Below are 9,987 nucleotides of genomic sequence, written 5' to 3' on the forward strand. Positions count from 1 at the left end.
CTCACGAACCGTTCGACAGCTTCGTGGCCTGTGCCGCGATCGCCTTGATGGCCGCCTCCACGCTCATGCTGCCGACCGCGGCGGCGTGCAGGTTGGTGCTCGCCGAGCGCGAGAACTCCGGGTACCAGGACGGCGCTCCGGCGGCGAACACCGGCTTGGACTTCGCGAGGAGGTCGCTGAGCACGGCGCCCTGCGCGAGCTGACCGTTCTGGGTGAGGATCTTCATGGCCGAGAGCCGCGACGGCGTCGGGTAGTTGGGCATCACCTTGGACGGGCCGCTCGCGCCGGCGAAGTCGGCCTGGTTCTGCGAGGCCGTGATCCACTCGATGAACTTGGCCGCCGCCGCAGGGTACTTGGCCGCCTTGGGGATGCCGATGCCGTCGGGGTTTCCGAGGTTGCTGGTGACGCCGTCCACACCCGGGGTCGGGATGTACACCGTCTTGCCGGTGACGGTGGACGTGGCCGGCACGTCGTACAGGCTGCCCACGTTGCCCGAGTAGTCCGAGAACGTGGAGGACACCACGCCCTTGGCCATCAGGTTCTGCATGCCCTGCGAGTCGGTGACGTTGATGTTGCCGTCAGGGACCAGTCCGTTCTTCAGGCTGTCGACCATCCACTGCGCCGCCTTGTAGCCGCCGGAGCCGGGGCTCGTGAACTGCGGCTTGCCCTGGGAGTCGAGGACGGTGCCCCCGAACGCCTCAGTCGCCTCGTACCAGTAGGTCGAGAGTCCTTCGGCGGCGGCGAACGGGATGTTGAGCGGCGTGCTCGAGACGCCCTTCGCCTTGATCTGCTTGAGGTCGTCGGTGTACTCGCTCATCGTGGTCGGCATCGTCGTGATGCCCGCCTGCGCGAACTGCTCCTTGTTGACCGTGGTCACCATGTAGGAGGAGTCGAACGGGAGGCCGATGACCTTGCCGCCCGACTGGAACGAACTGAGCTGAGGCATGTCGGCCTTCAGCTTCTTCGTGTCGATGTAGTTGTCGATCGGGTAGAACCAGTCGAGCTTGCTCAGCTGACCGACGCGGGACCAGTCGACGTCGGTGACGTCGGCGAAGTACGTCTTCGAGGTCGCGGCGGCGGCGATCTTGGTCTGCAGGCTGTCCCAGTCGATGCTGGTCCACTTGACCGTGATGCCAGTGCTCTTGGTGAAGGCGTCGAGCGCGGCCTTGGGCGGCGCCGGGTTCATCCACGCGACGGTGATGGTCGCGCCCTTGGTCTGGGGCGATCCACCGGCAGTGCCGCCGGTGCATCCGGTCAACGCGAGTCCGAGGGCGACGGCGCCGGCGAGGACTGCGTTTCGTGTGTGGCGTCTGGGCTTGAGCGTCATGGTGCTCCTCCTAGGGCGATGGGAGCGTGTCAGCGGCGGTGCTGAGCGACACGCGATTCGGGCAACCATTACACGCGATGCGCGCAATTGCAAAAAACTCGTGCAAAAAATCGGCTGATTTGCCCAAATGAACAAGAATCGCGATTAAAAGTGATTTTGCGCACATCGTTCTTGCTCATTCGATATAGTTCGAGTGTGCAGCGCAAAGAGAGACTCCACCACATCGTGTCCTCCATCGTCGACAACGTCTCGATGGAGGTGCCCGACCTCGCTGTGCAGTTCGACGTCTCGGAGGCGACCATCCGGCGCGACCTCGAATACCTCGAGGAGCAGCAGCTGGTGAGCCGCACACGCGGCGGGGCGACGACCCACGTGGCCTTCAACGACCTCCCGCTCGGCTTCAAGACCTCCCAGGACTCGGCGGAGAAGCAGCGCATCGCCCGCAGCGCCCTCACCTTCCTCGACGGGGCGCGCGTCGTCGGCCTGACCGGGGGGACCACGACCAACGAGTTCGCCCGGCAGCTGATGGGACGCCGCGGGCTCACCGTCGTCACGAACGCCTTGAACATCGCGAGCAGCCTGGTGAGCAACCCGGGTCTGCGCGTGTTCGCGGCGGGCGGGGAGGTGCGCAGCAGCAGCCAGGAGGTCGTCGGCCCGAGCGCGGAGTCGTTCCTCATGGAGTACAACATCGACGTGTCGTTCCTCGGCGTCGACGGCGTCGACACCCAGGCCGGCTGCACCAATTACGACCCGATCGGCGCACGCGTCAACGGCGTGATGTGCAACCGCTCGCGCATGACCGTCGTGCTCGCGGACGCCACGAAGATCGGCCGCGTCGCGCTGGCGAGCGTGTGCTCGATGTCGGAGGTGGACGTGCTGATCACGGACACCAGGGCGCCGCAGTCCGCCGTCGACGCGATCCAGCGCCTCGGCTGCCGCGTGATCTGCGCCTGAATGCGGGCCAGTCTGTCCGAACTTCAGAAACGCGCAGTTCTGCGCGGTATTCGTGCGCATGAATTGTGCGAAATGCGCAGTTCGTGCAATATTGGCCGAATGGTCAAAGTAGCCTTCATCGGCGCGGGAAGCGTCGAGTTCACGCGTAACGTCGTCACCGATCTCTGCAGCTTCCCCGAGTTGCAGGGCCAGTTCGAGCTGTCCCTCCACGACATCGACGCTGAACGGCTCGGCTACGCCGACGCCCTGGCGAAGCGCATCAGCGCCCAGCTCGGCGCGGACGCGCGTGTCACCTCCAGCCTCGACCGCCGCACCGCCGTGGCCGACGCCGACTACGTCGTCAACGAGATCCAGGTCGGCGGCTACCGCGCCACCCGCACGGACTTCGACATCCCGGCGCGCTACGGCCTCCGCCAGACCATCGGCGACACCATCGGCATCGGCGGCATCTTCCGCGGGCTGCGCACCATCCCCGTGCTCACCGGCATCGGGGACGACCTCGCGGAGGTCGCCCCGGACGCGTACCTGCTCAACTACAGCAACCCGATGGCCATGCTGCCCTGGGCCGTCACCGCCGGCACCGCGTTCTCGCGCGTCGTCGGCCTCTGCCACTCCGTCCGCGACACCCACCGCCAGCTCGCCGAGCTCGTCGGGGTGCCGGAGGACGAGATCGTCTTCGAGACCGCCGGCTTCAACCACCAGGCGTTCGTCCTCCGCTTCGAGCGCGACGGACAGGACCTCTACCCGCGGCTGCGCGAGGTGGTCGACGGCGACCCGGAGCTTCAGCGTCGCGTCCGGGTGGAGCTCTTCCGGCGCTTCGGCTACTTCCCGACCGAGTCGAGCGAGCACAGCGCGGAGTACGTGCCGTGGCTGATGCGCCGCGACCAGGACATCGAGCGCTTCCGCATCCCGGTCGGCGAATACCTCACCCGCTCCGAGCAGAACATCGAGGAGTTCGACGAGACGCTCGCGACGCTGCAGGCGGAGGGCGCCCTCGACCTGCAGCCGACCTCGGAGATGGCGTCCGAGTTCATCCGGGCGCACGTCACCGGCGCTCCGGCCGGCCTGTACGTGAACGTGATGAACGACGGACTGATCGACGACCTCCCTGCCGAGTGCTGCGTGGAGGTCCCCGCGATCGTCGACGCCGACGGCCTGCACCCGCAGGCCGTCGGCGCCCTGCCGCCTCAGCTGGTCGCGCTGAACCGCACCTTCCTCAACGTCGTCGAGCTGACCGTCAAGGCTGTGCTCGAGGGCGACCGCGAGCACGTCTACCACGCCGCGATGCTCGACCCCAACACCGCGGCGACGCTCGGGCTCGACGACATCCGGAGCATGTGCGACGAGCTGCTGGTGGCGCACGGCGACCTCATCCCCGAGGCTCTCCGCCTGTCCTGAAGGAGAGTGCACGCGTGAGAATCGGCATCCTGGGCACCGGGTCGATGACCGCGGCTCTCGGCGCCGGGTGGACGCGCGCCGGGCACGACGTGGTCATCGGCTCCAGGGACCCGGACCGCGCGCGGCGGCTCAGCGAGCGCCTCGGCGCGGCCGGAGGGACGGACTACGAGGAGGCAGCCCGGTCCGACGTCGTCGTGATCGCCCTCCACGACACCGAAGTGTTTCCGATCGTGGCGTCCCTCGCCGACGCGCTCGACGGTGTCGTCGTGATCGACCTCAACAACCCGATCGACCCGCCCGCCTACGAGAGCAGGTACGCGGGCACCGCCTCCCTCGGCGAGCGCGTGGCCGCCGCTGCGCCCGGAGCCAGGGTCGTCAAGGCGTTCAACACCGTCTACGCCGAGCGGCTCACCGAAAGCTCGCACGAGCCGTCGGGCCCGGTCCAGGTGTTCCTGGCCTCCGACGACCGGATCGCCAAGGAAGTGGTCGCCGGTCTGGTCCGGCAGCTCGACGCGGAGCCGGTCGACGTGGGGCCGCTCCGGGTCTCCCGTCACCTGGAGGCACTGGCCGGGTTCGAGGTCGACCTCGTGGAGCGCGGGTTCGCGCGCGTGGTCGGGTTCCGGATCGTGGTCCAGGGCGAGGAGTGAGGGCGGCTGCACCGTTCGACTATCGGAGACGTCGTCATGGTGTTCTTCCTGCGTGAAGCGCTCCGGTCTCCACCGCGTTGTCGGCATGGCGCAAGGCGATTTCAGCTCGACGGGCGCCGCGACGCACGCTCGTGACGAGCACGACGGAGCGCGCCGCCACGGCGAGGATGACGCCCGTGACGAGAGCCACCAGCAGCCACGCGACGAGTTGCCAGCCGGGGAAGGCAGCGACCGCCGCCCACTCCGCCCCGTATCCGCCCGCGGCCGCGACCGGGAATGTGAACGACCAGAATCCCAGGGTGAAGGTGAGGCGTCGGTACCGCGGAATGAGGGCCACCTGCTGGAGTGCCATCAGAACGAGCAGACCGAGCAGTGCCATCGAGACGACGTCCGCGTGCTCGCCGTTGATGGTGAACCACGCCGTGCCGGCGACGGCGGGAGGGGCGAGCAGGATGGCGCATGTCGGGGTGAGCGCGTCCGGCAGCGGCGCGAAGAACGCCAGCCGGGCGAGCAGCACGGTGGAGACGACGATCCAGAAGAACACTCCGACGGCGAACGCCCCGATCGCCAGGGCGGGCAAACCGATCTTGGACGACGTGGTGGCCGCGATGAGTCCGGCCGCCACAGTGGGCAGCAGGTAGCCGCCGTGGAAGGCCTCCGGCGGGAGGCTTCCGCGGTGCCAGTAGGCCAGTATCCACCCGGCGAAGATCGCTGCGACCGCGATCGAGGCGATCACGAGGATCTCGCCGGCGAGCGGAACGAACCGGTACAGGTCGGCTCCGAGCAGCATCCCGACCACGGGCACTAACGCCGCGATGGGGCCCTGCGCAGGATGCTGCAGTTGCTGGCCCAGCGACTCGTCGCTGCGCGCTCCGCGCCGCAGGTGCGCGACGATCAGCCAGATCCAGGCGATCGCGGCCACCACCCAGAGCCCCTGCCCGATGAATTCCGGCACGCCAAGGAGCTGGCCGGCGACCGTCCAGACCGCGGCCAGCCCGGCGAGGCCGAAAGCGATCGCCAGGGTGTTGAGCGGGATGCGCTGTGCGGAGCTCATCGGAGCACCATCGTCTCGAGCTCGACGGCTGCCTCGTTCGCGGGTCTCACGTCAGGTTCGGCCCGACCGCTGAGGACCTCGCCGAAGTGGTGACTCAGTTCGGTGAGCATCTCGTCGTCGATGTCGCGCACTCCGTGGACGACCAACGGAGCACGCGAGCGCATCCCGAGCCGGTGCGCCGTGGCCCGGAGCGGGGCGAGGATGGTGTCGTATTCGTAGCTGTGCAACTCTCCCGGACGGTATCCGGTCTCACTCCCTCCGGTCGTCGTGACGACGCGCAGCGTCTTCCCCGCCAACGCGCCAGGTGCGCCCGTGCCGTAGGCCCAGCCGCGCATCATGACGGTGTCCAGCCAATTCTTCAGCAGCCCGGGCATCGAGTACCAGTACGTGGGATAGAGAAGGACCACGTCGTCCACCCGCGAGAGGGCGGCCTGCTCGGCGATGGCCTCGGCGACGCCTCCGGGATAGAGGTCGGCCAGGATGCGGACGTCCACGGAGGGGATGTCCGCAGCCTCCGCCGTCAGGGCAGCGCTGAGACGTGAGGCGGCCAGGTCGGGGTGCCCGACGATCAGGGCAGTCCTCCTGGTCGATTCGTGTCGATCGCTCACGCGTTCACCGCCCGACTGTCGACGAAGCTCAGAATGTGAGCGGCGACCTGTTCGAGGTGCGACTCGAGGAGGAAGTGGCCGCCGTCGAGCAGCTCGACGCGCGCATCCGGCAGATCGGTGGTGAACGCGCGGGCGCCCGCGGGACCGAAGATCTCGTCGTTCCCACCCCACACGGCCAGGAGCGGCACCGCGCTCGCGCGCAACGCTTCGTGCAGGAGCGGGTAGAGATCGCGGTTGGTGGGGTAGTCGGCGTAGAGCGCGAGCTGCACCTCGGCGTTTCCGGGGCGGTTGACCTGGGCGACATCGTGGAGCCACGAATCGGGCGCCACGACGCTCGGGTCGGCCAGGCCGTGAGTGTACTGCCAGTGGATCTTCTCCAGGGTCAGCGAGTCGCGCAGAAGAGCCTCATCGGCCGGGTTCCGGTCGGCCGCGTAGCGCCAGAGCGGCGCCCAGAAGCTGTCGACGAACCCCTCCTCGTAGCCGTTGCCGTTCTGGGAGACGATCGCAGTGATGCGCTCGGGGTCGCGCAGGAAGAGCCTCCAGCCGACCGGGGCTCCGTAGTCCTGCACGTACAGCGCGAAGCTGCTCACGCCGAGCGTCGACAAGAGGCCCTCGGTGATGTCGGTGAGGCGGTCGAAGGTGTAGCTGAACTCGGCGACGCCCGGAGCATCGGACAGCCCGAAGCCGATGTAGTCGGGAGCGATGACGTGGAAGCGCTCGGCGAGCAGGGGAATGAGTTCGCGGAACATGTACGACGAGGCGGGGGCTCCATGCAAGAGCACGAATGCGGGGAGCCCAGGGTCACCGGCCTCGCGATAGAAGACGGTGCGCCCCTCGACCTCGGCGTAACGGTGATGCGTGCGAACCATGACTAACTCCTAAAGATTATTTAGTTGGTTTCGTGCGTCAGGTTACGGCGTTGAGACTAACTTGTCAACTGCGGTATAGTGGTTAGGTGATTCGCGAAGATGAGTTCTTGATGCTGCTGAACAGCGCCCCCGTCATCGACGGCGTCGTCACCGAGACGCTGACCGACGTGGGCCTCCGCCGACTGCGTGAGGACCTTCGACGCGTCATTCTCGAAGAGGCGGAGCCGTCCGTCCTGGCGCCCTACCTCACGGGCTTCAGCAAGCGTCCATCGATCGACGCGGAGGGAGTCCACTGGACCCTCACCGGACCGGCCGACCGCATGCCCCTGGCCGAGATCGTTCTCGAATGGTCGCGAGTGACCACGGAGATGCCGGGCCGGCTGCGCCCGTGCGGCAACCCCGAGTGCAACAAGTTCCTGATCGACCACAGCAAGCCCAACACGGCCAGGTGGTGCTCGATGGCCTCGTGCGGAAACCGCATGAAGGCCCGCCGCTTCCAGGCGCGCCACTCGGGGGCCTCGCTGTAGCCTCCCGGCCGCCGCGACCTGCGCCCCGCCGAGCTGAGCCGGTTCACCTGCGACGGCACCGCTGAAGGCCCTGGATCAGGCATAGCCGCGACCGAAGCGCCCTCCTATACTGGCGGCCGAACGGCAGATACCGCCCTTTAAGGAGACCCGACATGACCGATGCAACATCCACTCCCGCCGACGACACCGGCGCGGACGACGGGGCCGTCAGCGTGCAGGCTGCGGGCATCAGCGACGGCGCCTACACGCTGATCGCCGCCGATTTCGCGGACACCGACGTCGCACTGGAGGCGTACGAAGCACTCAAGACGGTCGAGGACGGCGCGACGGTCAAGATCGACGGAGTCGTCGTCGTCAGACGGAACGTGGACGGCAAGCTCGAAGTGCACAAGGCCACCGACCACAGCACCCGCGAGGGCCTCGCGTGGGGCGCTGTCGGCGGCGCCGTCCTGGGTGTCCTGTTCCCGCCTTCGATCATCGGCAGCGCCCTCGTCGTGGGCGCAGGCGGCGGCCTCTTCGGCAAGCTGCGTGAGCGTCACCACAAGAAGGAGCTGGCGAAGGAGCTCGAGGATGCGATCCAGCCCGGCCACTCCGGCATCATCGCACTCGTCTCCGACCCCGGCGAGGTGAAGATCCGCAAGGCGCTCGAGAAGGCCGACCGCATCGTGGAGAAAGCCGTCGACGACGCCGCCGCGGCGGACATCAAGGCAGCGGGCAAAGATGGGGACAGCGCGGCCGACGCCGGTGCCGCGGCCGACGCCGGTGCCGCGGCCGATGCACCGTCTGCCACAGAGAGCGACTCCCCCGACAAGAAGTAGACCGGCAGCGCGGAGCCGCATTCGGGCTCCCAGAACGGCACGGTTCCCGCCGTGCCGTTCTGATGAGCAGCGGTCAGATCAGTTCGACGCGGCGACTAGACGATCCCGCGGAGGAAGCCGGTGACGACACCGAGAGGCAAGACCGGAAGCTTCGGAAGCGGCAAGGAAGGCAACGGCGGCGTCGGCGCGTGGACGACCGGCGGTGGTGTGACCGGCGGCGCCGGCTGCGGGACCGCCGGCGGCTGCGTAGCGGGTGCCGGCGCCGGTGAGGCAGGCGCGGCGCCACCACTACCGGCCCCGCCGGTACCTCCGGCTCCGCCTGCATTTCCGGCCCCGCCGGTGCCCCCGGCTCCGCCCGTCGCGGGCGTGATACCCGACGCGGCCGGCGCCGAGACGGTTCCCGGGCCCGTCGGGGCGCTCGCATTCTGGGGAGGCGTCGAGACAATGGTCCCTGCCGGGGCGACGGTCAGGGCGATCGTCGTTCCCTTCGCCACATGCGATCCCGCGCCCGGAGACTGCCGCGTCACGACGTAGTCCGTCCCGCCCGTCGCGGACGCTCCCGGCTCGGTGCGGGACTGTGTCGAGAACCCGCGCGCACGCAAGGTATCCGTGGCGCGGGGCTCCGAGAGGCCGATCACGTTCGGCACGGACAGGGCGACGACGGCAGTCGCACCAGGCGCTGACGACTGTGATCGGGCGGGCGCCGGCACCAGGTCCGCCGTCACCAGGGGCGTGACGACCAGCGCCGCCACCAGCGCGCCGGTCACGACCGCGCCGGCCCGGAAGGGGTGTCCGACGACCACATCGCCGACTCGGCGCAGTCCGCCGCCCCGCGCGATGTGCCTGCCCACCATTCTCTCTTCTCTGCCGATGATCGACGCGACGGGCGTATCGCCAGCCGTCCGCGGAGACAGTACGCCTCGCGCGCAGTATTCGGGAGGGATGCCCAGGAGGCTCGGAGAAACGGAGATCTGTGTCACTGACATCCCGGCTGTTACGATCCTGCGAAGGGGGAACGGATGAAGCGGTTCGCGGCAGTTGGTGTGCTCGCATTGGCTGTGTTCACGTTGAGCGGTTGCGTCTCCCCGCCGTCGCCGTTCGACGGAGAACGAAAGGCCGGGGACGAGCTTCCTGCCGTGTTCTCCGACATCCCGATCAGCGGCGACACGTCCACGTCCCGGTACCAGGGTCAAGCCGACGGTCACAGCTTCTATTTGGTGAAGGCGACGACCGGCGATCTTCAGTTCTGCCTGGCGTACACCGACGGGACGAAAGAAGGCTCCGGGGCGGCATGCTCCGGTGGAACGTGGGTGAAGACGACGCTGCCGGATCACGCAGAGTTCGAAGTCCAGCTGAACGGCTTCACCGACGCGCCTCCGGCGGGAGAGAAACAGATCTCGGAGTGGGTCAGGCAGACGTCGAGGGCCAGCGGCGCATAGCGCTTCGAGCGCGTTCCGGGAAAGCGAAAACCCCCGCATCCCTTGTAAACACGGGGATCGCGGGGGCTTGCACGTGGTGGTACCGGTGGGATTTGAACCCGATCCCCACCCTTGAAATCTCAGGGCACGCGGGTTAAATCGCTGGTCAGTCGATTGATTTGGGTCACGCATGATCACGTAGAGTCACTTAGAGTCACGTACGGTTGTGGGCAAAACGTGGGCAAACGAAAGAACCCGCGCCCAATGTGATGTGTGCAACTGACGGAGGCCTATGACAGCGGGTCCTGTGTTTTCTGCTTGAGTCGCTCGTAGGGGGTTTGGCCTGCGAGGGCTCCGTGTGGTCGAT

The 9,987-nt window shown here is 67.8% G+C and carries 11 protein-coding genes; 6 read left to right on the top strand and 5 right to left on the bottom strand.

Going from position 1 to position 9,987, the window contains the following annotated elements; genetic code table 11:
* Position 1 precedes the first annotated feature (1 nt).
* Positions 2–1,327: an ABC transporter substrate-binding protein gene (locus ACFQ9V_RS17490; protein ID WP_382460393.1), complete on the bottom strand. Its 1,326-nt coding sequence runs from the start codon at positions 1,325–1,327 to the stop codon at positions 2–4.
* 195 nt (positions 1,328–1,522) lie between these two features.
* On the opposite strand from ACFQ9V_RS17490, the gene ACFQ9V_RS17495 reads away from it, so the two are divergent.
* The 3 genes from ACFQ9V_RS17495 to ACFQ9V_RS17505 all read left to right on the top strand — a co-directional run bounded on the left by ACFQ9V_RS17495 (position 1,523) and on the right by ACFQ9V_RS17505 (position 4,326).
* On the top strand, positions 1,523–2,281 hold the full coding sequence (locus ACFQ9V_RS17495; RefSeq protein ID WP_382460394.1) for a DeoR/GlpR family DNA-binding transcription regulator: 759 nt from the start codon (positions 1,523–1,525) through the stop codon (positions 2,279–2,281).
* Between the two features lie 99 nt (positions 2,282–2,380).
* Positions 2,381–3,679 (top strand): alpha-galactosidase, encoded by a 1,299-nt coding sequence (gene melA, locus ACFQ9V_RS17500; protein WP_382460395.1) that lies wholly within the window; start codon positions 2,381–2,383, stop codon positions 3,677–3,679.
* A 14-nt stretch (positions 3,680–3,693) separates the two neighbouring features.
* On the top strand, positions 3,694–4,326 hold the full coding sequence (locus ACFQ9V_RS17505) for an NADPH-dependent F420 reductase (RefSeq protein ID WP_382460396.1): 633 nt from the start codon (positions 3,694–3,696) through the stop codon (positions 4,324–4,326).
* 34 nt (positions 4,327–4,360) lie between these two features.
* Here the strand turns inward: ACFQ9V_RS17505 and ACFQ9V_RS17510 are convergent, their stop codons facing one another.
* From ACFQ9V_RS17510 to ACFQ9V_RS17520, 3 genes are read right to left on the bottom strand one after another with little or no spacing between them, the layout of a single operon-like run.
* Positions 4,361–5,380 (bottom strand): transporter, encoded by a 1,020-nt coding sequence (locus tag ACFQ9V_RS17510; RefSeq protein ID WP_382460397.1) that lies wholly within the window; start codon positions 5,378–5,380, stop codon positions 4,361–4,363.
* On the bottom strand, positions 5,377–5,988 hold the full coding sequence (locus ACFQ9V_RS17515) for an NAD(P)H-dependent oxidoreductase (protein ID WP_382460398.1): 612 nt from the start codon (positions 5,986–5,988) through the stop codon (positions 5,377–5,379). Before ACFQ9V_RS17515 ends, ACFQ9V_RS17510 begins: the two co-directional genes overlap by 4 nt.
* The gene (locus ACFQ9V_RS17520; RefSeq protein WP_382460399.1) at positions 5,985–6,857 is read right to left on the bottom strand and encodes an alpha/beta fold hydrolase; all 873 of its coding nucleotides are present in this window, start codon (positions 6,855–6,857) and stop codon (positions 5,985–5,987) included. The genes ACFQ9V_RS17515 and ACFQ9V_RS17520 overlap by 4 nt, the downstream gene beginning before the upstream one ends.
* Positions 6,858–6,943: 86 nt before the next feature.
* Between ACFQ9V_RS17520 and ACFQ9V_RS17525 the strand changes: the two genes are divergently transcribed.
* Together ACFQ9V_RS17525 and ACFQ9V_RS17530 are read left to right on the top strand one after the other, a co-directional pair.
* Positions 6,944–7,384 carry a CGNR zinc finger domain-containing protein gene (locus ACFQ9V_RS17525; protein WP_382460400.1) on the top strand — a complete coding sequence of 147 codons (441 nt, stop codon included), beginning with the start codon at positions 6,944–6,946 and terminating at the stop codon, positions 7,382–7,384.
* Between the two features lie 152 nt (positions 7,385–7,536).
* A complete protein-coding gene (locus ACFQ9V_RS17530) occupies positions 7,537–8,202 on the top strand; it encodes a DUF1269 domain-containing protein (RefSeq protein WP_382460401.1) in 666 nt (221 codons plus the stop codon).
* 95 nt (positions 8,203–8,297) lie between these two features.
* Here the strand turns inward: ACFQ9V_RS17530 and ACFQ9V_RS17535 are convergent, their stop codons facing one another.
* Entirely contained in the window at positions 8,298–9,056 is a 759-nt protein-coding gene (locus tag ACFQ9V_RS17535) for a PASTA domain-containing protein (protein WP_382460402.1), read from the bottom strand.
* Positions 9,057–9,221: 165 nt separating this feature from the next.
* Here ACFQ9V_RS17535 and ACFQ9V_RS17540 point away from each other — a divergent pair, with 165 nt between their 5' ends.
* Positions 9,222–9,641, top strand: coding sequence for a hypothetical protein (locus tag ACFQ9V_RS17540; protein ID WP_382460403.1), 420 nt, complete (start codon positions 9,222–9,224; stop codon positions 9,639–9,641).
* The last annotated feature ends 346 nt before the right edge of the window (positions 9,642–9,987 follow it).

Origin of the sequence: Leifsonia sp. NPDC056665 (assembly GCF_042791795.1) — a bacterium.
Classification (GTDB): domain Bacteria; phylum Actinomycetota; class Actinomycetes; order Actinomycetales; family Microbacteriaceae; genus Leifsonia.